20 protein-coding genes are annotated in these 25930 nt (G+C 62.0%); 10 read left to right on the forward strand and 10 right to left on the reverse strand.

The window, feature by feature from the left end; genetic code table 11:
- The first annotated feature begins 30 nt into the window (after positions 1 to 30).
- The 3 genes from ACR9Y2_RS19985 (at position 31) to ACR9Y2_RS19995 (ending at position 4684) form a co-directional block, all read left to right on the forward strand.
- The gene (locus tag ACR9Y2_RS19985; protein WP_435043381.1) at positions 31 to 1326 is read left to right on the forward strand and encodes a hypothetical protein; all 1296 of its coding nucleotides are present in this window, start codon (positions 31 to 33) and stop codon (positions 1324 to 1326) included.
- Between the two features lie 58 nt (positions 1327 to 1384).
- Positions 1385 to 3328 (forward strand): right-handed parallel beta-helix repeat-containing protein, encoded by a 1944-nt coding sequence (locus ACR9Y2_RS19990; protein ID WP_435043382.1) that lies wholly within the window; start codon positions 1385 to 1387, stop codon positions 3326 to 3328.
- A 111-nt stretch (positions 3329 to 3439) separates the two neighbouring features.
- A complete protein-coding gene (locus tag ACR9Y2_RS19995) occupies positions 3440 to 4684 on the forward strand; it encodes an enolase C-terminal domain-like protein (RefSeq protein ID WP_435043383.1) in 1245 nt (414 codons plus the stop codon).
- Positions 4685 to 4969: 285 nt separating this feature from the next.
- On the opposite strand, the gene cysC is transcribed toward ACR9Y2_RS19995, so the two are convergent.
- From cysC to ACR9Y2_RS20025, 6 genes are all read right to left on the reverse strand, one after another.
- Positions 4970 to 5542 carry an adenylyl-sulfate kinase gene (gene cysC, locus ACR9Y2_RS20000; RefSeq protein ID WP_435043384.1) on the reverse strand — a complete coding sequence of 191 codons (573 nt, stop codon included), beginning with the start codon at positions 5540 to 5542 and terminating at the stop codon, positions 4970 to 4972.
- 32 nt (positions 5543 to 5574) lie between these two features.
- Positions 5575 to 7290: a sulfate adenylyltransferase subunit CysN gene (cysN, locus tag ACR9Y2_RS20005; protein WP_435043385.1), complete on the reverse strand. Its 1716-nt coding sequence runs from the start codon at positions 7288 to 7290 to the stop codon at positions 5575 to 5577.
- Between the two features lies 1 nt (position 7291).
- Positions 7292 to 8212 carry a sulfate adenylyltransferase subunit CysD gene (gene cysD / locus ACR9Y2_RS20010; RefSeq protein WP_435043386.1) on the reverse strand — a complete coding sequence of 307 codons (921 nt, stop codon included), beginning with the start codon at positions 8210 to 8212 and terminating at the stop codon, positions 7292 to 7294.
- 125 nt (positions 8213 to 8337) lie between these two features.
- Positions 8338 to 9213 (reverse strand): PHP domain-containing protein, encoded by an 876-nt coding sequence (locus tag ACR9Y2_RS20015; protein WP_435043387.1) that lies wholly within the window; start codon positions 9211 to 9213, stop codon positions 8338 to 8340.
- Positions 9214 to 9224: 11 nt separating this feature from the next.
- Positions 9225 to 11084: an aryl-sulfate sulfotransferase gene (locus ACR9Y2_RS20020; protein WP_435043388.1), complete on the reverse strand. Its 1860-nt coding sequence runs from the start codon at positions 11082 to 11084 to the stop codon at positions 9225 to 9227.
- Positions 11085 to 11117: 33 nt separating this feature from the next.
- Positions 11118 to 11864 (reverse strand): sulfite exporter TauE/SafE family protein, encoded by a 747-nt coding sequence (locus tag ACR9Y2_RS20025; protein WP_435043389.1) that lies wholly within the window; start codon positions 11862 to 11864, stop codon positions 11118 to 11120.
- Positions 11865 to 11962: 98 nt separating this feature from the next.
- On the opposite strand from ACR9Y2_RS20025, the gene ACR9Y2_RS20030 reads away from it, so the two are divergent.
- The gene (locus ACR9Y2_RS20030; RefSeq protein ID WP_435043390.1) at positions 11963 to 13816 is read left to right on the forward strand and encodes an aryl-sulfate sulfotransferase; all 1854 of its coding nucleotides are present in this window, start codon (positions 11963 to 11965) and stop codon (positions 13814 to 13816) included.
- 33 nt (positions 13817 to 13849) lie between these two features.
- On the opposite strand, the gene ACR9Y2_RS20035 is transcribed toward ACR9Y2_RS20030, so the two are convergent.
- Positions 13850 to 15328 carry an MFS transporter gene (locus tag ACR9Y2_RS20035; RefSeq protein WP_435043391.1) on the reverse strand — a complete coding sequence of 493 codons (1479 nt, stop codon included), beginning with the start codon at positions 15326 to 15328 and terminating at the stop codon, positions 13850 to 13852.
- Positions 15329 to 15422: 94 nt separating this feature from the next.
- Here ACR9Y2_RS20035 and ACR9Y2_RS20040 point away from each other — a divergent pair, with 94 nt between their 5' ends.
- Both ACR9Y2_RS20040 and ACR9Y2_RS20045 read left to right on the forward strand, forming a co-directional pair.
- Entirely contained in the window at positions 15423 to 16346 is a 924-nt protein-coding gene (locus ACR9Y2_RS20040) for an MBL fold metallo-hydrolase (protein WP_435043392.1), read from the forward strand.
- 213 nt (positions 16347 to 16559) lie between these two features.
- Complete coding sequence (locus ACR9Y2_RS20045; RefSeq protein ID WP_435043393.1) at positions 16560 to 17468, forward strand: sulfotransferase domain-containing protein; 909 nt, start codon at positions 16560 to 16562, stop codon at positions 17466 to 17468.
- A gap of 183 nt (positions 17469 to 17651) precedes the next feature.
- On the opposite strand, the gene ACR9Y2_RS20050 is transcribed toward ACR9Y2_RS20045, so the two are convergent.
- A complete protein-coding gene (locus ACR9Y2_RS20050) occupies positions 17652 to 19139 on the reverse strand; it encodes a hypothetical protein (RefSeq protein WP_435043394.1) in 1488 nt (495 codons plus the stop codon).
- Between the two features lie 267 nt (positions 19140 to 19406).
- On the opposite strand from ACR9Y2_RS20050, the gene ACR9Y2_RS20055 reads away from it, so the two are divergent.
- The 3 genes from ACR9Y2_RS20055 to ACR9Y2_RS20065 all read left to right on the forward strand — a co-directional run bounded on the left by ACR9Y2_RS20055 (position 19407) and on the right by ACR9Y2_RS20065 (position 22079).
- A complete protein-coding gene (locus tag ACR9Y2_RS20055; RefSeq protein WP_435043395.1) occupies positions 19407 to 20843 on the forward strand; it encodes an adenosine deaminase family protein in 1437 nt (478 codons plus the stop codon).
- A gap of 81 nt (positions 20844 to 20924) precedes the next feature.
- On the forward strand, positions 20925 to 21839 hold the full coding sequence (locus ACR9Y2_RS20060; RefSeq protein WP_435043397.1) for a DMT family transporter: 915 nt from the start codon (positions 20925 to 20927) through the stop codon (positions 21837 to 21839).
- A gap of 66 nt (positions 21840 to 21905) precedes the next feature.
- Positions 21906 to 22079, forward strand: a complete 174-nt coding sequence (locus ACR9Y2_RS20065) for a hypothetical protein (protein WP_435043399.1) — start codon at positions 21906 to 21908, stop codon at positions 22077 to 22079.
- Positions 22080 to 22888: 809 nt separating this feature from the next.
- On the opposite strand, the gene ACR9Y2_RS20070 is transcribed toward ACR9Y2_RS20065, so the two are convergent.
- Positions 22889 to 23182, reverse strand: coding sequence for a hypothetical protein (locus ACR9Y2_RS20070; protein WP_435043400.1), 294 nt, complete (start codon positions 23180 to 23182; stop codon positions 22889 to 22891).
- A 603-nt stretch (positions 23183 to 23785) separates the two neighbouring features.
- Between ACR9Y2_RS20070 and ACR9Y2_RS20075 the strand changes: the two genes are divergently transcribed.
- A complete protein-coding gene (locus tag ACR9Y2_RS20075) occupies positions 23786 to 24844 on the forward strand; it encodes a metallophosphoesterase family protein (protein WP_435043402.1) in 1059 nt (352 codons plus the stop codon).
- Positions 24845 to 24874: 30 nt separating this feature from the next.
- Here the strand turns inward: ACR9Y2_RS20075 and ACR9Y2_RS20080 are convergent, their stop codons facing one another.
- The gene (locus ACR9Y2_RS20080) at positions 24875 to 25909 is read right to left on the reverse strand and encodes a YncE family protein (protein ID WP_435043404.1); all 1035 of its coding nucleotides are present in this window, start codon (positions 25907 to 25909) and stop codon (positions 24875 to 24877) included.
- Between the last annotated feature and the right edge of the window lie 21 nt (positions 25910 to 25930).

The raw sequence follows: 25930 nt of genomic DNA on the forward strand, positions 1-25930 counted from the left end.
TGATCGCTGAAACTAGATGGGGGCCTTCCCGTGAGTCTGACTTCCTCCAGGATGAATGACGGCTCGGAGATTGGCGGTGTTCCGGGGCGGATTCCGGACGAGGCAGTCAGGCTTCATCTCGAAAGCCTCGTCGCACAGGAGCCCTTCCGCGATTCCCCCACCCTGCAGCGCCTTCTTCGCTTCATCGTCGAGGAGACGCTCGCCACCGGCGGCAAGGACCTCAAGGAATACAACCTCGGCGTTTCCGTCTTTAAGCGTCGTGAGGAGTTCGATCCGCGCACGGACTCAATCGTCCGCGTGCAGGTGGGCGTGCTGCGCAGGAAGCTCGCCGCTTACTACGAAACCACCGGCCGGAACGATGCCCTCTTCATCGAGATCCCGCGCGGCCACTACTCGGCGCGCTTCCAGCTGCGCGCGGCCGATCCACCACCGCTGGCGCCAAATCCGTTTCAACGCCGTCCGTGGACTCGCGACCTCGCCCTGGCCGGCCTCGGAGTGCTGCTGGGACTCCTGGTCTGGGTCCCGTTCCGCGGCAGCTCAAACCCTCCGCATCCGCCCTTCGAGTGGCAGCAGCATCCGCTTTGGCGTGGCTTCTTCGATCAGGATTCATCCACCCAACTTGTGATGGGCGCGCCGATGTTCATCTTCGTCAACGAGGTGTACATGCGTGATTCCCAGGTGAACACCCCGGAAGAACTGGAGCAGAGCCTCCGAATCCGCAGGATGGCGGAGTACTTCCACACGAAAGCCAGGCCCGAGGAGATCTATACGGGATTGGGCGAGGCGGCCGGATTGTATTCGCTGGGCCGGTTCTTCGCCATGGGTGGCAAGGAACTGCCACTGGTCCGGAATCGTCTCGCGCGCTGGCAGGACGTGGCACACGGAAATCTGGTCCTCTTCTCGTCATTCCGCTTCCGGACATTGGGCCAGGAGATGAACCTGCCGCGCGATTTCGAGTTCGACGGCGCCCATACGTCCATCAACAACCTTCGCCCGCGGGCAGGGGAAGCCAAAGTGTATATGCCGGTAATGGATCCCAAGACCGACAGCTACGACTACGCTGTAATCTCGGTCTGGCCCAGTCCACAGCAGGGGCGGCGGATCATGTCGTTGAGCGGCGTATACACCTGGGGCACGCAGGGTGCGGCGGAGTACGTCGTCGATGCGCCCAGTCTGCGGGAGCTGGACCGGAGATTGGCAGTGGACGGCAGTGCGAAGAAGGATTCCGGACTCCAGGTGCTGGTAAAAGTGCTGGTGCGGGACCGGCAGCCGGTGGCAACCAGCTATGTAACCCATCACTGGGTGACCGGGACAGCGGCTCCCTAAGCGCCCTTGTTTTGTGGGAGTTCACCGCGCTCCCAGGGCGAGTATAATCACTCCACCTATGGGCCCCCGATGCCTCGTCCTCTTCCTGCTTCTGACTTCCGGCCTCCTCGCACAAAACGCCACCCGGGCCGGTAAACTCGTCGTCGAACATCCCACACTGCTCAACCTGGGCTTCGAATGGCCCATCGAGGGCGATGCCAACCGCAACGCCGCCGTGTCGGTACAGTTCCGGGCCTCCGGCGAGACCGCCTGGAGGAACGCCCTGCCCCTGGTTCGGATCGGCGGCGAAAACGTCTACCGCCGGCGGGAGAACCTCGACTACACCGTCCCGGACGGCTTTGCCGGCAGCATCCTGAATCTCCAACCTGGCACCGAATACGAGTGCCGCTTCCAGCTGACCGATCCCGATGGCGTATCCGGCGAAGCGGCGCCCACCGTCAAGGTCAGGACCCGAGTCGAGCCCCAGCCTGCCCCTGCGGGCCGCATCCTGCATGTCTATCCACCGGAGTTTCCAGGACCAAAACAGGAGCCCAGCTTCACCGGCATTCTGCAGGCCTATTACGGCGCCGGCCTGGGCGATTGGAATGTAGTCTGGGAGCGGCGTGCCCAGCCGGGCGACACGCTGTTGGTCCACGCCGGTCTCTACAAACCGGAGCGGCTCAACTACGTCGATCCGATGATGGCTCCATTTGACGGCACCCTGCTGCTCACCTTGAAGGGCACCGCCGATAAGCCCATCACCATCAAAGCCGCCGGCGACGGCGAGGTGATCTTCGATGGAGACGGCAACTACCGGCTGTTCGACGTGATGGCGTCGAAGTACCACATCTTTGACGGCCTCACCTTCCGCAACACCGATGTCGCGCTCTTTGCCGGTCAGAAGGAGGTGCTGGGCGCGGTTGGGCTGGCCGTGAAGAACTGCCGCTTCGAGAACGTCGGCTTTGCCGTCTGGACCGAGTACGCGGGTTCCAGCGACTTCTACATCGCCGACAATCTCATCCTGGGCCGGGAAGATCGTATGCGCCTCATCGGCTGGACCTATCCAGGCGCCATGAGCGCCGGCGCCTACGGATCGCATGGCCTGAAGAGCTACTACGCCATCAAGGTCTACGGTCCGGGGCACGTGATCGCGCACAATGCGATTGCCTACTTCCACGATGCGATCGGCATCTCGACCTATGGCACCCCCGAAGCCGACCCGGAGCGGCGCGCTTCCTCCATCGATATCTATGGCAACGACATCCACATGTCGAACGACGACTTTATTGAGACGGATGGCGGCGTCCACAACGTGCGTGTTTTCGAGAACCGCGGAGTCAACGCCGCCCAGGGCGGGTACAGTTCGCAGCCGGTCTTCGGTGGCCCGGTCTACTTCTACCGGAACATCCTGTACAACGTGCCGAGCGGTGTGGCGTTCAAATTCTCGGCCAAACCGGCGGGCCTGTTCGTCTTCCACAACACGATCATCGGCGAGCAGACAGTGCGCGACCCGTCGTCGAATATGCACTTTCGCAACAACCTGTTCCTGGGGCGTGATACGCCCAACCGGGGGATCATGACCTGGGCGAATGCGACGGATACATACAGCTCCGACTACAACGGGTTCCGGCCGAACCGGAACGTCACGACACAGTATTCCTGGCTCGGCCCGTCCGCGGGCCAGCATTGGTATGAACCGAAACCCACCGACTGGAAATCATTCGGCACGCTGGCGGAGTTTCGCGCCGCTACCGGTCAGGAAGCGCACGGAGTAGAAGTGGACTTCGACATCTTCGAACAGCTCGCTCCGCCAAATCCGTCGACACGCCATGCGGTGTACCATTCGATGGACCTGAACCTCCGCTTGAAACCCGGCGGCAAGGCGGTGGATGCGGGTGTCCCCATCCCCACGGTGAACGATGGCTTCGCCGGCCGGGCGCCCGACCTGGGCGCTTTGGAGGTGGGGCGGCCGGAACCGCACTACGGGCCGCGCTGGCTGACGTGGCGGCCCTTCTACCGCTGATCGCGTGGCCAATCGAGGCAGGAAGCCGGCCCGCAATCCAAGACCGGCAACAAAACGCATGCGGGTGGTTCCAGTCCACCGCGCATCCTGATATCGTGTGGGCCAATCACCATGAACCGCCGCACCTTCTTCTCCACCGGCCTCCTCGCCGGCGCAGCCCCCGCTGTCGCGCAAGTGCCCGACCTGGGCAAGGGCAAGATGAAGATCACCTCTGTCCGCCTGGTGAACACCCGCCCCAAACGCCCCGTCCCCAGCTACACTTCTGCCCCGGGTTCCTGGAGCACCCAGGCCGTGGAGGTCGCCAACCCCATGTCGATCTATCCGCGCTACAAGGCCACCCGCTCGCTCTTCTTTCCCGATCCCGGCAAAGTCCCCGGCTTCATCGTCGAGATCGCGACCGATAAGGGTGTCAAAGGCTACGGCAGCGGCGGCGCCGGTGGTGGAGTTGTGGTCGAAGGCCATCTCATAAAGCTCCTTCTGGGCGAAGACCCCTTCGACATCGAGAAACTCTGGGACATCCAGTGGCGCTCCACCATGCACTACGGCCGCATGGGTGTGACCATGAACGCGATCAGCGGCGTCGACCTGGCGCTTTGGGATCTCATCGGCAATGCGCTCGGCATGCCCGTCTACAAACTCCTCGGCGGCCAGACCAAAGACCGCATCCCCGCTTACTGCACTGGCAACGATATCGAACAACACGTGGAATTTGGATTCCGGCGGCTCAAACTGGCCATGCCGCACGGACCCGCCGACGGCCGCGAAGGCATGCGCAGAAACGAAGAAGTGGTCAAGCGGGCTCGCGCGGCTCTGGGTCCCGATGGCGAAATCATGCTTGACTGCTGGATGGCCTGGACCGAACGTTACACCCTGGAAATGGCGCAACTGCTGGAACCTCATCGCATCTACTGGATGGAGGAGGTGCTGCAGCCTCACGACTACGCCGGCTTCGGGCGCCTGCGCAAGGCCATCCGCTCCACCCGCATTGTCACCGGCGAGCACGAGTACGGCCGCTATGGCTTCCGTAGCCTGTTGGAGCACGAGGCCGCCGAAATCTGGCAGCCCGACCTGCACTGGTGCGGCGGCCTCACCGAAGCCAGGAAGATCGCCGCGCTGGCCGCGGCCTATGACATCCCGGTCATCCCCCACGGCGGTGGGACAACGCAGGATGGCCTCCACTTCATCATGGCCACCACCAATAGCCCCTGGGCCGAAATGTTCCTGCCCGCGCCCGGTGGCCCGCCGGAAGTCTACAAGCGCTTCGAAGAGGACTACCGCGTAACCAGGGGGCCCGAAGGCATTTATACTGCCCCCTCAGATCGACCGGGCTTTGGCTGGGACTTCGAACCGCTGTAGCCCGTTGCTTTGCCTCCCACTCGTTTTGCCCTTCGCCGGGTTTCCTTTCATTTGGGCCATAACCCTGTGATTAAGAAAAAATGGGGTTGCGAACGCAGTGTGGTATTCCGGAGAGTGCGCTAGCATGTGCGAGCCAATGGCGCAGGATCCACCGCCCGACGTTCGCATCGTCTGTGCCACCAACCGCCATTGCGTAACGCCGCGGGTAGTGATGCTGACGTCCATGAAGCAGCATCTGCGACCGGCCGCCTGCCGCGAACCGAGCCAGGCGCAATCGGCACGGGTTCAGCTTTGGCGCGATTCTCCTGAATCAGGGATGGTTTCATAGGGCGACGAGATGATGCCGAGCCCCTCCATGCAATTCAGGATGGCTGAGATCCCTTCCTCCGGGGTTTGTCTCGACGAGTCGATGGTCACCTCGGGCGCCAGCGGCGGCTCATACGGATCCGAAATCCCCGTGAAATGCTTGATCTCGCCAGACAGCGCTTTCTTGTACAGCCCCTTGACGTCGCGTTCCACCAGTACGTCCACCGGACAATCCATGTGAATCTCCACGAAGTTGGCGATTCGGGAACGCAGTTCGTCCCGTCCCTCTCGATAGGGCGAAATCGCGGCCGCAATCGCGATCACACCGTTGCGTGTGAGCAGTTCGCAGATGAATCCAATCCGCCGGATGTTCTCTTCGCGATCCTGCTTGCTGAAGGTGAGGCCCCGGCACAACTGGGTGCGAAGCACATCGCCGTCCAATACCTCCACTCTCGCGCCCATGGCGCGCAGGCGGGCGCTCAGCAGATTCGAGAGCGTGCTCTTGCCACTGCCCGACATCCCCGTGAACCACAATGTACAACCTGTTTGCATGCCGCGATCCTCGTCCAATGATTCCCTGTCCTTCACGCCGTAGGCGGCGTGACGCCCCTTGCCGCCAACTCTGCCGCAATCGCCTGCGCGGCTTCTTCCGGACTGGCGAATGCCGATACGTCGAACTCCAGGAAGCGCCCTGGCTCAGTCAGCGCCCCGGCGCGTTCGCGCTCCACTTCGTACAGGAAGTCCGCCGCACAAATGGTGATCAGCCCGGCCGCTGTGAGATTGTGCGCCAGCTCCAGCAGGACGCTGCCGTCCGTCTGGGCGGCGATCACGTGAGTGAGATAGCCTAGCCGGAACAACTCGCTCTCCACGGCGAAACCCACTTCGGCGCCGCCATTCATCCAGATCAGCGCCGACTTGTGTCCAATCCGCTTCTCCCGCTCGGTCTCCGGGATCCGTCCCTCCGCGGGCGGTTGCGCGTCGGGCATCGTTGGATCCGCGACTCGCGGGTCGCGCCCGGTGACCATTCCCGCGGCGACTGTGGCGTTCGACACGGGGTCCACCAGGACGAAGCTGCCTGTCGCGCGGTTACGGCGGTACTGGTCCACGAAGAGCGGCGCATGCGTGTCTATGACCACGGTGCCGATCTCGTTAAGCCGCAGCTCCGGAGCCGGAAGCTTTTCCAGCGTGTTCACATTCACGCGATACCGGATGAATCGAACCTGGGCTTTCACCGTCTGTGTGGTGTGTTTGATCAGGTACTGCCTCCGCAGGTCCAATGGTTGATCGCCCATCCACACCAGGCGGGCGTCGATGCAACGCGTAACATGTGGCGGATGCGACGGTGGAGCCAGCATGTTGCCGCGGCTCACATCCACCTCATCCTCCAACGACACAGTAACGGACATTGGCGGAAATGCCCGGGTGACTTCGCCCTCGTAAGTCACAATCGACTTCACTCGCGAAGTGCGGCCCGAGGGCAGGACGATCACCGGATCACCTTGCCTGAGCACTCCCGAGGCGACCTGCCCGGCGTAGCCGCGGAACTCCTGGTTGGGCCGCACAACCAGCTGCACGGGGAAGCGCATCTCAGACAGATTCCGGTCACTGGCGATGTGAACCGTCTCGAGATGGTGCAGCAGGCTGGCGCCTTCAAACCAGGGCATGCGGTCGCTCTTGGTAACGATGTTGTCGCCCAGCAGCGCGCTCACCGGAATGAAGTACAGGTCGGGAATATTCAGCTGTGCCGCAAAGGAACTGAACTCAGCGCGGATCCGGTGGAAAACCTGCTCGCTGTAATCCATCAGGTCCATCTTGTTGACGGCCACGACGACGTGATGGATCCCCAGCAACGAGGCGATAAACGCATGCCGGCGCGACTGCGGCAGCACTCCGTTGCGGGCGTCGATGAGGACAACGGCCAGGTTTGCCGTGGAGGCGCCTGTCGCCATGTTGCGGGTGTACTGCTCGTGTCCCGGCGTGTCGGCAATGATGAACTTGCGCTTCGGCGTAGCAAAATAGCGGTACGCCACATCGATGGTGATGCCTTGTTCGCGCTCCGCACGCAGGCCGTCTGTCAGCAGGGCGAAATCCAGCGTCCCGGCCGTCTCATTCACCGTGGCTTTCCGGATGGAGGTGATCTGGTCTTCGTACACGCCCTTCGAGTCGTAGAGGAGACGGCCGATCAACGTGGATTTGCCGTCGTCCACGCTACCGGCCGTGATGAAGCGCAGCAGGTCCTTTTCTTCTTCTCGCCGCAGGAACTGGTCGATGCCGGTTTGGGTTGCCGAGGGAGACGTCACGTTAGAAATAACCTTCCCGCTTTTTGAGCTCCATCGAGCCTTCCTGGTCGAAATCGATCACCCGGTTCTCTCGCTCGGAACGGCGCACCAGAATCATCTCCTCGATGATTTTCGGCAGGGTGTCCGCCTCCGAATAGATGGCTCCGGTACAGGGGCTGCAACCCAGCGAGCGCATCCGGCACATGACGCGCTCCCTCCGTTCTCCGGGCCGCATGGGGATGTCGACCTCGACAGGGATCAGGGAGGAGCCCCGGACGATCATCTCGCGCTCCTTGGCGAAGTAGAGCGGCACGATCGGGATGCTCTCCAGGTGGATATATTGCCAGACATCCAGCTCAGTCCAATTGGACAGGGGGAAAACGCGAATGCTTTCACCGGGACTCAGGCGCGAGTTGAACAGGTTCCACAACTCCGGCCGCTGGTTCTTCGGGTCCCACTGGCCGTGCGAATCCCGAAAGGAGTAGACACGCTCTTTGGCTCGGGATTTCTCCTCGTCTCGCCGGGCGCCGCCGATCGCCGCGTCGAAATCGCCTTCGGCGAGAGCGTCCAGCAGCGCCCGCGTCTTCAGCAGCCCGCAGCACTTCTGGGTGCCGAGGTCGAAGGGATTGGCGCCTGCCTCGATCGCTGCCCTGTTCGTGTGCACGATGAGCTTGGCTCCGATGTCGGCGCAGAAGCGATCACGAAATTCGATCATTTCGCGAAACTTGTAAGTCGTGTCCACGTGCAGCAGCGGAAAAGGAATTCGCCCCGGATGAAAGGCCTTTTGGGCCAGGCGCACCATCACCGACGAATCCTTGCCGATGGAGTAGAGCATCACGGGCCGCTGGAACTCGGCTACTACCTCACGCAGGATGTGAATGCTCTCGGCTTCCAGCATTCGCAGGTGCGTGAGCGTCAATCCTGCCGTCGTACTGCCTGTCATACCGCTCCCTCGAAATTCCTTGGTGACCACCCGCTGCCGGAGTGTGCCTGGACGGACAGTGGCCGCGAGAGGCGGCCATCCGTCTGCGAAAGCGAGGTCTCACGGGCCAGCGGAGTTGGTTTCATTCAGTGGCGCTTCACTGTGCACAACTCTCGCATCTGTTCCAGGAAACTATAGGGCAGGCAAGTGTTGCCATCCTTACCCCAGCCCAGGCGGATCCCCGGTTTGTTTTCTCCATGAAAATCCGAGCCCCCGGTCGGGATCAGATCGAAGCGCCTGGCGATCTCCGCGTACTCCGCGCAGTCGGTCGGTGAGTGCTCGCTGTGGTGGACCTCAATACCCTGCAGTCCGGCTTCGGCCAGGCGCTGAACCAGCCGCACGAGTTCGGAGCCGCGTTGGGGCAGCCTGACGGGGTGGGCGAGCGACGCCATACCGCCCGATTCCTGAATCAGCCGGATCCCTTCTTCCAGTGTTGGCTCGTCACGCTCCACGGCCGCCTGCGCATCGTCAGCAAGATAAACGTCGAAGGCCTGCTGTACGCTCGAGACATAGCCTTTGTCACAGAGCACCCGGGCGATGTGCGGCCGGCCCACCTGGTTGCGCCCGTAAACCTCCGCCTCTTCGATCCTGATGCAAACTCCGAGTTGCTGTAGCTTCATCATCAGATCGGCATTGCGCCGCCGGCGGCTGGCCTGCTGCGTCTCCAGCCAGTCTCGAAACTCCATCGAGGGCGGCTCCTGCAACCAATAACCGAGCACGTGAACTGAGCGCTCCCGCTTGCCTGGTTCGCGATGCTCATTGGGACGTGTGCTCAGTTCCACCGCGCAGATCAGCTCCAGGCCGCACGCTGCTGCTATCGGCACGGCGGCTTCGTAGCCGGCCAGGGTGTCGTGATCGGCTATCCCGAGAGCACGCAATCCTTCGGTGGCGGCCTGCCGCACCAGGTCCTCGGGCGCCGTGGATCCGTCCGAACGATCCGTGTGTGTGTGGAGGTCGATCACCGGGATTCCTTCTACTTGACCGGCGCCGAGTACATATCGCTCACGCGGTAGCTGCGGTAGACGACGATCCCCTCCACGTCGACCGCGAAGACGACCTTGCCGTCGGCATCGGTTTCGACGGTGCGTCCATAGGGGGAGCCGGGATTGATAAAGCCAGCCTCAAAGCTGTACCCTCCGTTCTTCAGGGTTTGCGCCGATCCCACCGCGATGGCGTACACGCCGAGGTCCGCGTTCAGCACTGGCGTCGCGGTGAGCTTCTCCTCGTCGAGCCGCCACGACTGGCCCCGATTGTGCGCTTTCTTGTCGTGCTCATAGCGCACGTGACCGTCGTCCAGGATCGTGAGGATATTCGAGCCCGCGGGTTCGAAGCCCGCATCATGCTGGAACGAGAACCAGGGGCTGGGGTCGTCGGACTTCGCCGTAAAGTCGCCGTCCTTGCCCAGCCGCCAGAGAATCTTGCCGCTGCCCTTGCCGTTCTTCCAGTCGATTTTGAGAACCCAGTTCTGTTCCGGCATCGAGATGAGAAAGTCGCCGCTGGAGGCGATATAGTTCAGCGAATTGCTATGCGTCCACCCGTTGGCTTCCGCGGCCAGGAAGATTGCTGGGCAACCGCCGCTGCCACGGCCCTCTTTGCACTTGGCGTCGTACAGCGAGGCCCGTTTCAGGTCGCAGTGCTCGAAGGTGTTCCACACGCCTGTCACCTGGAATTCCTCATCAAGGTCCACCACAATGTCCCCCAGGACATCCACCGGCTCTTTTGAGCCTTGCGTCCCCGCCGGCAGGATGCGTTCGAGTCCTGCAATGGCGAGCGTGTGGCCGTTCGGCAGCCGGATGGCCTCGTGGTGGAAACCAGGCACGCACTCCTTGCCGCCCTTCCGGCAGTCGGAGTGAATTCCTCGCTGTTCGAGCTGCTCGGCGACCCGGCCGATGTTGGTTTCGCGTATGACGTTCCCGGCGAGGTCTGTCTCGCGCAGCACCTGCATCCGTCGCATCGCGTTAACGGAATTCTGTCCTTCCGCCAGGGCCAGGAACCGGCCGCCCGGAATAACCCGAGTCAGGAAGTCGGCTGACCGCATGTACCAGATAGTCCGGCCTTCCAGGTCAACCGCGAACGGCCGCCGCCCGGCGGCTACTGAGGCCGCGCTGAAGATCAGCACCGGCTCGGTTGCAGGCTTGCCGCCCGCACGTGGCACCGCGATGGAAACAGGCGAGAAGTCGCCATCCAGGATGCCGGTCTGGAACGGCAGCCAGTTGCCGGACTTTGTTGTCCCTCCGGCTACCACCTCCGAACGCAGCCGGTATTCCGTGGCCGCCCGCATTCCCGCCACGTACACGTTGCTGCTGATGGTGCCGCCACACGGTTGGTCGGGCGTGCGAGCCATTGCCTGCTGACCTGCAGTCTGGAACACCACGCGGAATTGACTCCCCTGCGGGCAGGGCGGAGCGCTGAATAGGGCGACAAGGGGATGCGCCGTCGGGGTGACGACAGGTCCTTTGGCCGTTGCCCTCGGGACGATCCGGAACCGCATTTCGTCCTCGGCCAGCTCCTTCGTCTTGTTATTTCGGGCGATCAGGTGGACAGCCGCGTCGTGTTCATACAACTCGGGGCTCCAGACAAACTCCTTGTCCTGGCTGAAGTCGCGGACCACTCGAAACGGTCCGCCATTGACGCTGACGGAGTAACGGTAGGAGTGGAGACCGGCCGCGTTGTCAACTCGCGGCGTTAGGCCGATGGAAATGCCCACCGGTTGAGGCGAGGGCAATGTCGCATGGAGATGAACGGCCAACGGCGCCGCAGTTAAGCTGCCTGCAAACGTGGCGAAAACCAGCAGCCGACCCAGAATGTCCCGCATGGCCCAGTAGTATGGCATACACAAGACATTCTGGAAAGATTTATATGGAAACTATGCAAAGGCCTTCCAGCACAACTGCAGGCCAAGGATCGCCAGCCAGATACAAAGCGCGAGCCTCAGTGGCCTGGGCGGCACCACCGATGACAGTGCCGCGCCGGTGATGGCGCCGACAACTCCGCCGGCAACCAGTTTCACCAGAATGGATGAATTGAAGTGACCAGCGTTGAGGTGGAGACCCCCGCCAAGGATGGAAATCACAAGGCCGAAGACCATGTCCGTGCCCACAACTTGGGCTGGCGTCAACTTAGTAAGGTTCAGCAGGGCCACGGCGCCCATGGCGCCGGCTCCAGCAGAAGAGAACCCGACTTCGCCGCCGATCAGCGCGGCGATAGGCGGCAGCCACTTCGCGTGATCGGTGCCGCTGATCGGGGTCCTGTTCCGGATCGCCCGGAAGAGATTGGCCAGGGAGACCGCCAAAATCGTGACCCCCAACATGGCGAAGATCACGTGCTGGTAATGGCTGGCGTCCAGGTGATCCATGACGTAGAAGCCAAAGAGGACACCCGGAATGCCACCTGCGCAGAGCAGTCGAAGGATACGAAAGTCCACCTGCCGGCGTTTCAAGTAGACAGGCAGGACGGCAAACTTGATGGCCGCCGCAAAGCTGAGCGCTGTGCCTACGGCGAGCGCGGGCGGCAGGCTGAAGAACAGAATCAGCACGGGTGCCGTAATGCTGCCCGCGCCGACGCCTGTCAGCCCGACGGCGGCCGCAATCAGAAAGCCCAGTAGGAATTCCATCGACTTCGTGCGATCCCGGCCCCGGTCAGGTGCCGGAACATAATAACAGCAAAACGGGGGTTGTCGTGCCGGGGCCATGCAATACTGATCTACCAAGTATGAGATCCCACGCACTGCTTGTCCTCGCCGTCGTTGCATCCTTGCCGGTCTGCTGGAGCGCTCCGGCGGTTCGGCTGCTCTCCAACCTGCCATCTCCTCAAAGCGTCGGAACTGTCATCGGGCTGACTGCGATACCCAAGGAGGAGGGCGAACCCTTGAAGTTGATGGGGAAGTACCGGTTCCGCTACAGCGTCAGCGTGGATGGGTCGGCTTTCCGCGTGATTCGCGATTACAGCCCGCAACAGGGATTTGCCTGGCGTCCGGAACTGTATGAGCACGAGGCGCGTGTGAAAGTGACGATGAAGAACGTCACTTCGAAGTTAACAGCCGAGGTGGAGTTGCCATTTCGCGTTGTGCCGAGAGCAACCGGCCCGAAGCCGGTGGCGACGCCGACCGCCAATCCGCTGGTCGCCCTGTTCAGTGCTCCGGCCTGTCCGGAAGGTAGCCGTTTCCGGGTGGTGTTCCACCGCGAGGGCGAGGCAGGGAAGGACCAGCGCACGGGCAGCCAACCTTGCGCCGGAACCCGAAGCAGCAACATCTATGTCGCTGGGATGCTCGCCGACTCCAGCTACGAGATGCGTGCCGAAGTGGTGACCGGCGATTCCGCAAAGCCTGGCCCGCCTGTCAGCTTTCACACGGGCATCGTGGACGGAAACTACGCGCCTTTGCGGGTTGTTACGCCGCGCGACGCCGCTGCCTCCTCGGCCGAGCCTTTCCTGGTCTACAGCATCGAACTGCCGGTCCAACGGCCTATCGCCACGGATCTCAACGGAAACCTGGTGTGGTACCTCCCGCTGAGTGACCGGTCATTGACGCGCATGCTGCCTGGCGGACGCTTCCTGGTCTTCAGCGGAGGCATCAACGACGAGAACAGCCGCACGCAGGTACTCTCGGAAGTAGATCTGGTGGGGAACACGATTCGCGAGACGAACATCGCCAGCCTGGCCGACCAGTTGGAGGAGCGCGGCATCCACTCCGTCTGCAAACCGAATGGTCAGCAGTGCGTCCCTGGCTTTCATCACGACGCAATTCGCCTACCCAACGGCCACACCATTGCCATCGCAAGCCTGGAGCGAATGATGCCCGATGGCGCACAAGGGTCCGAGGACCCGATCGATGTCGTGGCGGTTCTGATCCTCGACCTGGATGAGGACCTGCAGGTGAAATGGATGTGGAACGCTTTCGATCATCTCGACGTATCCAGGGCCGCGCGCGGCGACGACAAATGCAAAGGCCCGGTGGGCGGAGGTGGCTGTTCGCCGGTGTTCCTCGCGCCCGTCGCCAACGACTGGCTGCACGGGAATGCTCTCGCCTACAGCCGGCAGGACGGGAATCTGGTGCTGTCAATGCCCGAACAGGACTGGGTGGCCAAGATCGACTACCGGGACGGCAAGGGTTCGGGCAAGGTACTCTGGCGCTTGGGAGAGGGCGGAGACTTGAAGGCTGAAACGGATGATAAGGCGCCCTGGTTCTCCTATCAGCACGACGCCGGGTTTGAGCCGCCTGGATCCGACACCTTACTGCTCCTGGACAATGGCCCGCGGCGCAGGAAGAAGGACCCCACGGCCCACACCCGCGGCCAGCATTGGAAGATCGACGAGAAGGCGCGGACGGCCACGCTCGTGATGAACACGGATCTGGGCGTGTTTGCCCCCTGGGTCGGCTCAGCGCAACGTCTGAGCAATGGGAATTTCCACTTCACCACGGGATCCCTTCTCCAAGACATCTCCTTTGCTGGACAATCCTTGGAGGTGACGCCGCAAGGGAAAGTTGTCTTCGCCCTGGAAGCAACCGGGGCCATGATCTACCGCAGCAACCGTATTGCCGATCTTTACACTCCGCCGGCTCGCTGATCTGCCTGGCGGGAACAGGTGGCCGCCGGCTGTTTAGTGGTGAACCTCGCGGGCCGGGAATCGTGGGATTTTGAACATCAGCAGGAAGGTCACCGCCAGCAGTGAGATGTTCACTGAAAAAGCCACGCGCAGGGCGTGAACGAAGGCGTCTACCGACGTCAAACTGCCCAACGCGCTGAAAAACACGGTCCCGATCACAGCCACTCCGGTGGCGAAGGAGACCTGTTGCACGGTGCTGAGAACGCCCGCAGCCGAGCCCGCGTCATGCCCTTTAATGTTGATCAGTATTGTGCTGATGAGCGTAGGCATGACGAAGCCCTGGCCCGTGCCATAGACAAGCAGGATCGGCGCCAGATTGAGGCCGGTCAACGCCGCACCACTGGAAGCAGTCCGCCACAACAGGCAGGACAATCCGATCATCATCAAGGCTGCGCCCAGACTAATAATCCTGCTGCCCAGGCGGGGTTGCACGCGCATGGAGGCGAGCGAACTTCCCAGGAAAGCAATGGCGAACCAGGCAAGAGTCAGCCCGGCCTCGCGCGGCGAGTAGCCAATTCCATTCTGCAGAAAGATTGTGAAGATCAGGAAGAAGGCGGCGGCTCCGCTGAAGAAACAAACCCCGCTGAACAGACCAGTGAAGAACGCGGGATCGTGGAAGAGGTCGAGTTCCACCAATGGCGAACCGCCGCTCGCCGTCACCCTCTGCTCGTACTTGACGAAGATGACCATCACAGGCAGAAATGCCGCCAGGCAGGCGAAAGCCCAGGGGGGCCATCCGGCTTCGCGCCCCTGGATCAGGGGATAAAGCAGCAGCGTCAGCGCGAGTGTCATCAACGCAACACCGGCCAGGTCGAGCCGGCGGGCCTTTGGTGAGCGCGACTCCTTGAGGAACCGTGCGGCTGCAAGCACGGTCAACAATCCGATCGGCAAATTGATGAGAAAGATAGGCCGCCAGCTCAACCCGAAGAAGTCCGCACTCACCAGGATCCCCCCCAGTACGTTGCCCGAGAACGAGGACGTACCGATCACGGTCCCGAACAGCCCGAACGCCTTGGCCCGCTCATTTTGCGGGAAGGTGATCTGCATAATCGAAAGCACTTGCGGGAAGAGCATCGCGCCGGAGACACCTTGCACGGCCCGTGCGGCGATGAGAAAGATCGGCGACGGCGCGAGACCGCACAACAGCGACGCCAGGGTGAATGCGACTACACCCCACATGAACATCCGCTTTCGGCCGTAAATGTCGCCCAGCCGTCCTCCTGAGATCAGCAGTACCGCATACGTGAGGCCGTAGCTGGCGATCACCAGTTGGACCTCCGCAAATGTCGCATGCAGGGTGGCCCGGATGGAGGGGATGGATACGTTGACGACGAAGAAATCGAGCCCCACAAGAAATGCCGCTGCGAGGACCACCGCCAGTGCCTTCCACCGGCCCGGATCCGGCACGTCTGGTGGGCGGACCTGCGGCCCGGCGGGTGCTGATGGCACGGGTGGTGAGGGCGGAGACTTCACGGCTGGCCTCTTTCGGCAATCTACTTCCCAGAGCGGCAAGGATTGGGCCATAATACACCCTCCGGCCGGAATGCTGATCGAAATGGTTTGATTCATGCCTGTATCCAAGCCCGCAAGACTCCTGGTTCTGTTGGGTGGACTCCTGGCCGCGGCAACCCCCGGGGCCGCCGCCGAACCAGCGAAAGTCGTTCTTCTGGGCACGGGAACCCCAATCCCCGACCCTTCGAGCTCAGGACCCTGTGTCGCCGTAGTGGTAAACGGGCACAGCTATCTCTTCGACGCGGGGCCTGGCGTGGTACGCCGCGCCCAGGCGGCGGCCGAGAAGTTCGGCATGGCAGCCCTCGACGCGACGAACCTCACCCACGTTTTCTTCACTCACTTGCACTCCGATCACACCCTGGGCTATCCGGATCTGCTGCTGACCCCCTGGGTAGTTGGCCGGCGCAAGCCGCTGGAAGTGTTCGGCCCCAAAGGCATCGCGGCCATGACGGCGCGTCTCAAAGAGGCTTACGCGGCCGACATCCAGGTCAGGACCGAAGGTTTTGAGGGGCTGAATAAGCGGAATCTCGAGCCCATCGTCCATGAGATCGAGGGCGCCGGTCCTGTCTACAAAGATGAGAACATCACGGTGCGTGCACTGGCCGTCCCGCACGGATCCTGGCCTCAGGCTTTTGGCTACTCGATCGACGCCGGAGGCCGTTCCATCGTGATTTCCGGCGACACGGCCCTCAGCGATTCCATCACCGAGGCCTGTCGCCAGTGCGACGTGCTGGTCCATGAAGTCTATTCGGCAGATCGCTTCGATCTCGTCTTCGGCCAGCGGCGCGGCCGTTACCACGCGAACTTCCACACCTCCACCAAACAGTTGGCCGAACTCGCGGCGAAGTCGAGGCCCAAGCTGCTGGTGCTCTACCATCAGCTCTACTTTGGGCCGCGCGATGAGGTGGATCTCGAAAAAGAGATCCGCCGGACCTACTCCGGCAACGTCGTGAATGGCCGCGACCTGACTGTGTACTAATCGCGTGCAGTCGCAGCTCTCCCCCATCGTACCTGTCCACGGCTTCAGCCTCTCCTTCTGCTGTTTCTTATTCGCACGGCTTGCGGGTCGAGAACAACAGTGCTCTAATTGATTCCACTATTCGAGTCCCCGGCAACCCCGGGTCTCGAAGGCACTGGGTCGGAGCGGCTGGGACAACCGGCTCCGGAAAGAGGGGATATGACTTCAATGCAAATGGCCTGGCCTCAAAAAACCAGGGAGATGCATAACCAGCACATTGATTCCACGGTCTGGAACGACTTTAAATTCAGGGATGATGACATCATCATCTCGACCTACGCCAAGTCCGGCACAACCTGGATGCAGCAGATTGTCTCCCAGATGCTCTTCGGTGGCGACACGGAGCGCGACACCCAATCGATCTCGCCATGGGTGGACTTCCGCGTTCCGCCGAAGGAGGTAAAACTGCCAGCCTTGGAAGAACAGACAAACCGGCGATTTGTGAAGACGCATCTTCCCGTGGAAGCGCTTGTTTATTCGCCCAAGGCCAAATATCTCTACATCGGCCGCGACGGCCGCGATGTCTTGTGGAGCCTCTACAACCATCACCGGAATGGCAACGAGATCATGTACGATGCGCTGAACAAAAGTCCGGGTTTGGTCGGGCCCCCCCTGGAGCCGCCGCCGGACGATATTCGGGTTTATTGGCGCGACTGGCTGGACCGCGATGGATTCCCCTATTGGTCCATTTGGGAGAACGTCCGTAGCTGGTGGGCCATCCGGAACCTGCCCAATCTTCTGCTGGTCCACTTCGACGTCCTGAAGAAGAACATGCCCGAGGAGATGCGGCGCATCGCTGCGTTCCTGGATATTCCGATCGACGAAAGCAAGTGGGACACCATCGTGGAACACTGCACCTTCGACTGGATGAAGGAGCACGGCGAGAAGGTCGTGCCCATGGGCGGCGCGGCCTGGGTCGGCGGAGCCAAAACCTTCATCCATAAGGGCACCAACGGACGCTGGCGCGATACATTGACCGAGGCGGAATCGGCGGAGTACGAGGCTCGGGCGCTAGCCGAACTCGGCCCGGAATGCGCTCATTGGCTGGCAACCGGCCAGATTCTGGAGAGCGTTCGAGAATAGCCTCGCTTGCCGGCGGATCTCCGCGTTCAGCTTAGCCATCAGGGTCGAGTCGCAAATCACGGCTGGCTTCTGATGGCTTTTTCATGTAGGCAGGGTTCTGAGAGGGCTCGCGGCGATGGTGCGGACTCGCCTGCGTCGGGCACGCGACGCAGGCGGTCCGGAATCTGTCTCGCCTGTCGCTTGCTACGCCAGTTTCATCTCACGCACAGCATCCCCCGCTCCACTCAGGTTCGCCAGCATCATCTCTGAATACTTCCGCGAAAGAATCACTCCCGGCACACCGGCCTCGAACGCTGCCATCACCGCATCCTTCGTCCCCTGCGGAGTGCTCTTGCTGTGGTTCTTTGAGGTTGGAATATCGATGTCAATCCCCGGCCAGATCTGTGTCTTCGTCCCAGCCGCCCCTTCCATGGCGCGTTGCGCTTCCCTCTTCACGTAATCGGCCGAGAACCCGCTAAATGGAATCTGCTCGTAACTGCGTTCCCTGCAATTCAACAGGCGGTAGTGATACTCAAGCGCTTCCTGCTTCGGCAGATCGCCATACAACGTCCCGGTGACGCTATCGATATAACTGGCCATCCGTTCGCCCCCGCAGTTGTGGTACATCACCATCTTTAGGAAGTCCGAGCATTGGGCTAGCGGCTGGAGATCCTGCTGCGCCCGGTAGAACGGGCTGAACGAGTTGTTGTGCCAGATGTGCCAGCCTACCTGGACGTTCGGCTTGATCGCGTGTGCCTTGGCATACATGGCGGCGTAGATCTCACGCAATCCGTCGTGCCAGAACTGCTCCCATGCCAGGATCTCCGGATACCGCATCAATATGCGCCAGAACGTCACCTCATATCCGTCCACCGGCCGTTTGCCGGAACGGCTGGCTCGCACGAACTTCTCCAGTTCCTTGTATCCGTCCTTCACCCGTTCGATCTTGACGTTGCCCTCCTGGCGCGCCTTCTTCTCACAGAATTCGCAAAAGCAACCGACGGAACCCGCATCGTTCCCTCGTCCGCCGTGATTGGCGCCCAGTGCCGTACCCAGGGCCCCATGCCTCTCCGATCCCCACATAATCCCGTCGATGTCATAGGAACGTGTGTAGTCCTCCACCAGGCCCGTCAGGAAATTCCGGTGGTACGGATTATTCACACACATCCTCCGGACCTTCCGGCCGTACAGGTCCACTTCCTGCAACTTCTCGATGCCCGGGATGTCATAGCGCCAGACATCCTCGGTCCAGAGGATAGTCTTCAGCCCGCGCGCCTTCGCCTTGGGAAGAACTTCGCTGATGATATCGAGTGCTCCATGATCCGGAGCGCGGGTGTCTTCCGGCTTGATCCCGGTGTCTTTGTAAAATTGCGGCCGGACCACTCCATAATTGCCGCCATGAAAATCGAGGTCATGCACCTGTTTGCCATGATCCGGCAGCGGTTGTCCCGGAACCTGCCGTCCGGCGATCCCGCGACCATACGTAAAGGTCGCCAGAAACAGCGTATTGACGGCTCCGCGTTGCTGCAGGATATCGAGCACCTGATCCGTGCCCTCATCCACAAAGGACACAGCGCCCACCTGCATCCCAATCATCTTTTTGCCCCCGGCCGTGGACGGAGCGGCGGAGGCCATGGAGGCAGCACCCAGGGTGGAAGCCCCGGTCTTCAGGAAATCACGTCGATTTTGCATAATTCCTCGCAGTGCCGAAGGCCGCCTCGTCCGCAATGCCGGTACGTGAAGGCCCGCGGCCGGTTCAACCGGAGGGCGGCAAGGCCCGGGTCATCGGTGACCTGAATCTTATCACCGGGCGATCGAGTCGGGTCTCCTGCTCTCCAGTGAATCCTGCCCGTCCAAGGGGAGCTTGCCCTTCTGTGCCCGCTCCTTCTTCGCTATCCTGGACACAACACAATGCCCAGGCAACAGCCTCATGCTGAATTCTCCAGGATTTCCCGGCAAGTGACCCGCATTCGTGGCCGGTTTCAGCTGCCGGTAATCGCAGTCCTGTTCCTCCTCTTACTTCATCTGACTTCGGCCAGCGCACAACCCGCCGCCCACCCCTTCGAACCCCACTGGCAGCGCCTCAAATCGACCCTCTCCAACGACAACCTTTATCGCCTCATGTGGGCGCTCCCCAAAGGCGGCGACCTCCACAACCACCACGAATACTCCATCCCCATGTCCTTCTGGCTCGATGCAGCGGCCCGGCACAACTACCTCACCCGCACCAATGTCAGCAACTGCGGCGAATCGGAGACCCTTCAGTGGCTCACCCTCCGCCCGGATTCTGTTCAGAAATTGCCTCCCTGCGTGCGGCGCGACTTCACCCCCGTCGCCGCACTCACCGCTGACCAGCGCAAGGCCTGGCTCGCCGCTCTTACCCTCGACAGCAGCGAATCCAGGGACGAGTTCTTCGACCGCCTGGTGCGCCGCCTCGGCGATCTCGAACGCGACCCCCTACTGATGGGCGACGCCCTCCTCCTCGCCCAACGGCAGCTTCAGTCCGAGAACGCACTCTACCTCGAAACCCAGTTGGATCCCCGCGAATTCAACGGCCTCACCGAAGACCAGGGCGCCGCCGCCATCCGCAAGCGCCTCGCCCAGCCGGACTCTCTCTCCACTTCGATTCCCGTGCGCATGCAGGTCTCCGCACTCCGCTTCCTGCCCGGTGCCGAAGACGACCTCAAAGAGGGCTTCGCCTTTGTACACCGCAACCGCGATCTCTGGGTTGGCGTGAACCTCGTGGGCCGCGAGGACAACCCGGACGGACGCCCCGCCCGCTTCACCAAAGTGCTCAGCACGCTGCGCCGGGAATATCCCGATGTCCACCTCAGCCTCCACGCCGGTGAAAGCAGCCAGGCCGATACTCATGTCGCCGACACCCTCGCCATTGGTGCGGAACGCATCGGTCACGGCACCAACGCCTATAGGGACCCCAACGCCATGGAACTGCTGCGCAGGGGCCGCCAGTTGATCGAGATCAGCCTCACCAGCAACCTGGCGCTCGGCTACGTCCCGGACCTCCGCCTCCACCCCTTCCCCATATATCTTCGCCAGGGCATCCCCGTTTGCCTGAACACGGACGATCGAGGCGTCATGGACTCCAACCTTTCCGACGAGTACTTCGCCGCCGTCTCGCTCTTCCATCTGACGTGGCCCGAAGTTGTCCAAATCGGCCGCTGGAGTTTGGAATTCTCCTTCGCGGAAAGCCCGCTCAAGCAGGAACTTCTGGCCCGCTACGCCCGCAATGTCGCGGTGTTCGAGAAGACCTACTCCTCCGCCGATTGGCGGCAAAGCCTGTCACGCGTCATGCCGCAGCAGTCCGGAATCACAACCCGCCTCTTCCAATTGCGAAAGGCGTTACCGGCTGCTACACAGCCCAGTGCCAGGGATTGACGTCCACCCCGTGCGAGTTCGACAACCCTTTCATTACCCGAGTAACTTGTCCAAATCGTCCTCATACGCGACCATGACTAGATGACGGCTCGGCCCGCCACCCCATCGTCCGAACACCAATCCGTTTCGAATCTGCTCGACTGGACCCTGCTCCTGCTCCCCGGCCTCATCTGGGGCGCATCGTTCCTTTTCATTGCGCAAGGTCTCGAAAGCCTGCCGCCCAACGGCATCACCTTCACCCGCCTCGTCATCGGCTTTCTCACGCTCTCCATGTTCCCCGGAGTCCGCCAACCCGTCGCTCGCTCCGACTGGGGCCGCGTCGCCCTCCTCGGCATCATCTGGATGGCTTTCCCGCTCAGTTGCTTTCCCTTCGCTGAACAGCGCGTCTCCTCGGCCCTCACCGGCATGCTCAACGGAGCCACTCCCCTCTTTGCCGCCGCCGTCGCCAGTCTCCTCGCCCGCAGCCTGCCGCCGCGCCCCGTCCTCATTGGACTGGGCGTGGGCTTCGCCGGTACCGTCCTCGTGGCAGTGCCCAGCCTCGGCCAGGGCAGCAATCAGGCCACCGGAGTCCTCCTGATCCTCATTGCCGTCAGCAGCTATGGTTTATCCATCAACCTCGCCCGCCCGCTTCAGCAGCGCAACGGGGCGCTCCCTGTCCTCTGGCGCGCGGTCGGCTTTGCGGCTCTACTCACCGCCCCCTTGGGCATACCCGCCCTCCGTGTAGCGCATTGGACCCTGCCCTCCGCTCTGGCCCTCCTCGCCCTTGGCATCTTCGGCACCGGCATCGCCTACATCCTCCTCGCCGTCGCGGCCGGTCGCATCGGCGCCACCCGTGCCTCCGCCTCCACCTTCCTCATCCCCGGAGTCGCCCTCATCCTGGGCGTGCTGGTGCGAGGCGAGCGCGTAGCCATGCTGTCTCTCTGTGGAGGCGCCGTCTCCCTCGCCGGAGCGATCCTGATCCGCCGCGCCAGCCTGCCGGCCGCGGCCAAGTCCTAAGGCCTGTCGCTCCAGCGCCCGCCTGGCCAACTTTCCACCCTCCACCTGTGCAACGCTGGAGGTGCCATGAGAGACACCGAGACCATCGAAACCGAGCTGATGGAAATCAGCGCCATAGCAGACGATAGCCTCAAACTCGAGCGCATCATCGAGTGGTGTGCCACGCACCCCGACGAAGTCCCATTCGCCCTGCACGTCCTGATGGGCAGCAAGTCCACCCCGCCGGCCGAAAGCGCCTGATCCCCAGATCCTGAACGGAGCCGCGCACGTCAGTAAGCGGGCACCTCAACGCACTGCCGCAGTCCACCAGTAGCACTGCCCCAGCCTTCGCATTGACACGCGCACGTCAGTAAGCGGGCACCCCAACGCAAAGCCGCAGTCCACCAGTTGCCAAGCCCCAGCCGTAGCATTGAACCGCGAACCCCAGTAACCCGGCACCACAACGCACTGCCGCAGTCGACCAGTAGCACTGCCCCAGCAGTAGCATTGAACCGCGAACCCCAGTAACCCGGCACCTCAACGCACTGCTCCAACCAACCCTCCACAACACCCAATCCGCCGCCAACAATCGCTACTCTACTTCTGTGACCTGTCCCCTGCCCACCCCCCTATTCACAGCAATCCTCCTCATTTCCTCCGCCCTCCGAGCCCAACCTGCCCAACCCATCCGAAACGAGACAATTCGCCAGGACGCACTCCGTTCCATCTTTCCCGCAATGCAAATCAAGGTCCTGCCCGGCAGAAGAATCAATGACGCCTGGCCGCGGCAATCGGAGAACGCTGGCCGCAGCTTCCCCGATGCCCTCGCCGGGGAAACCGTATATGAGGTTACCGGGAAGTCAACGAATCAGATAGAGCAGTGCGCCTCCGAGAACATGGGTACTTCCACGTACTCGGAAGTGAGGCGCCTCCGCTTCAAACTGTTCGCTTGGCCAAGTCAGGCCCAGTCCGCCATGCTCGCAATCCTACAGTACAGCTTCGACGGCGCCATACCGGCCGGCTCCTGCTGGTCAGTGGGCCTGATGGTCCGCTTGGTCCGGCAGGCCTCGTCATGGAAGCCCGAAGCCAGGTTCATCCTGGGCGACCATCATCATTCCGCAATCCAGAGCATCCAACTCCGGGATCTCACGGGTGACAAGACTGACGACCTGGTATTGGAATCCAATTTCGGAGGTGCCGGTAGTGTTGGGATTCGTCTCCGTCTCTTCGACCTCCGCCATGGCACTTTTCATCCGCTGCTGAGTGCCAACTCGCACTTGAAATACGAGCTTCAAGACCATTTCACTCAAACTCTCGATCCCGTGAAAACCCTGCAAACTCACGGCGAGCGCTTCTGCTTTCACAAGATCACGGACGTCGAAGACGGAAAGCGCTTCGATCCCCCGCGAGTGACAAACCCCTGCTACCCGGCAGGCGAAGGCCTCGATCCCACAGAAACTGCAATCTTCAACAAGTGGTTAACGCCCCTCCCCTAACATCGGCTGCGCCGAATCCCAGGGAGGCATCACCGGAACCGCGCGCACACCAGAGGCAGATGCGCACCCGGATAGTCCGCATGCCAAGCATACAGGTGCATCCCCTCCGCTCTGCGAAGGCCGCCAGTGGCCTCGTCCCGGCCCCTGAATCTCCGGAAGAACTCCGGACTCTCTCCAAAGCCGCAAATCAGACCATTTCGGAGCAATCCAAACCGGCCGCCTTCCTCCTCTATCCAGCACCCCCAGTGCTTGCCCGCCAACGACGCGACGCCCTCCAACAGAGCCGAGCAGGTCAGTGAGCGGGCACCTCAACGCAACGCCGCAGTTCACCAGTTGCAAATCCCCAGTCGTCGCATTGACACGCGCACGTCAGGAAGTGGGGACCTCAGCCTCCCCCCGAACCTCTCCGCTAAAATCAAAGCTTCCTCCTAGACATCGACACCCCATGCCGCAAACCCTCGGTACTCATCCATGAACAGAAGATCCTTCGTCACCACTTCCCTAGCCCTATCGTCCGCCGCCGCCGCTCTCCCCGAATCCGCCCCCGGCCGCGACGCCCTCCGCTGCGGTGCGGATGGCCTCTTCCGCATTCTCTCGATCTCCGATCTCCACTACACCCCGCGCATCGATACCCACGGCATCGCCCTCGCTGAGCGCCTCATCGACACCGAAAAGCCGAACCTCGTCGTCGTCAACGGCGATTGCCTCTCCGGCAAGGACAGCCAGTCCGAAGCCGAACTCCGCACCTCCATCGGCTACGTCGCCGCCGCCATGGAAAAGAAACAGGTGCCCTGGGCCGTCACCTTCGGCAATCACGACCAGGAACACTTCCCCAAAACGCAAATCGGCAAGGACGCAGTCCTCGCCATGTACTCCGCCTATCCTCACAACCTCAACGCCGGCTACCGACAGGGACTCCACGGGGCAGGGAACAAGCACCTCCTCATCTGGAATGCGGCAGGTACCCAACCCGTCTACTGCGTCTGGCTCCTCGACTCAAACGACTACTTCCAGGACGGCAAAAATCGCCCCTACGACTGGATCCACACTGACCAGATCCTCTGGTACTACCAAACCTCCGTGGAGCTGGAAAAGCAGCATGGCGCCAAAATCCCGGGCCTCATGTTCTTCCACATCCCTCTGTGTGAATTCAACGAAATGGTCAACCACGCGAAGATCATCGGAACCCGCCAGGAACACGAATCACCCTCGCCCATCAACAGCGGGCTCTTCGCGGCGCTCCTCGATCGCGGCGATGTGCGCGGCGTCTACTGCGGTCACGACCACGTCAACAACTACATGGGCCGCTGGCGTGGCATCGAGCTCGGCTACGACGGCTCCCTCGGCCACTACACCTATCCCCACGTCGAGCCGGACGACCCCTCGAACCTCCACGTTCGCGGCGGCCGTGTCTTCGAAATCACCCAGGGCGCCCCGGCCCGCCACAAAACCTGGATGCGCTTCAAGGACGGCTCCAAAAACTGGGAGTCACTCTCTGATGCCTTTACCCGCGACCACGTCAAGGACTAGGTCGCCAAAGAACTCCGCGGCCCCACTCTCCTACTGCCCCCGCACCGCCCAGGCCATCCCGTCCGGCTGCTTGCCCACTTCCAGGCGGCCGGTCACTTCCAGTGTTTTCAAATCCACAATCGCCACATAATCGTCCGGCGTACAAGCCACATAAGCCCGCGCCCCACCCGGCTCCATCTGGATCCCAGCTGCGCCGCGCCCCATCCGTACCCTCTTCAACGTCCGCCGCGTCCTCGCATCCAGAATCGTCAACTCCGGTCCGCGCAAGGTGGACACGAAAACCAACTGCCCGTCCGGAGTAAACTTCAACCGGTTTGCGCCCGCCACCTCCGCCGCCAGCGTATGCAGCACCTTCTTCGACCCCACATCCAACAACGAGATCGTCCCGTCCAGCGCATTCGCGGCCCACAACTCCGCGCCGTCCGGGGAAATATCGAACCCTTCCGCTCCACGCCCCACCGCCACCACCGTCTCCTCCCACTCCTGCGGCGCCGGACCCATCGCGCCCGCCGGCCCGCCCGTCCCAACCCGCGCGCTGCTCTTCTCAATAAACGTCATCGTCGCCGAGTTCACGTTCGAAGTGACGATCCATTTCAGATCCCGAGCCACGGCAATCATGTGTGTCCGGTTCTGCCCCGTCCCCAGCACCAGGTCAATCTTCTGGGAAACCGGATCATAACTCCCGATCACCTTCGCCGTTTCCGCCGTGAACCACACCTTGCCACCCTGGAAATCCAGGCCATGCGGCCCGCGCAGTGCCCCCAGGTCCACCGTACTCTGCACCTTCTGCCCCACCAGGTCCACAACCGTAATCGTGTTGTACCGGCCGCCGCCATAGTTCGAAATGAACGCCAGCCGCCCATCCGCCGAGGCAACCACCTCATGCGGATCCGGCCCGGAAGGAATCTTGGCAACCACTTGGTGGTTTCCTGGATCGACGATCGCCAACGTCTGGTCACTCTTCGAAAGCACCAGCAGCGCAGTCGCCGGAGTCTCCGCCCCAGGCAGAGGCGCTGCAGTCAGCAGCCCCGTAAAGGCCAGCACACAACCTGTCTTCCACATCATGACCAATGAGTATACCCGCCT

This window comes from Paludibaculum fermentans, assembly GCF_051172195.1.
In the GTDB taxonomy this organism is placed as follows: Bacteria; Acidobacteriota; Terriglobia; order Bryobacterales; family Bryobacteraceae; genus Paludibaculum; species Paludibaculum fermentans_A.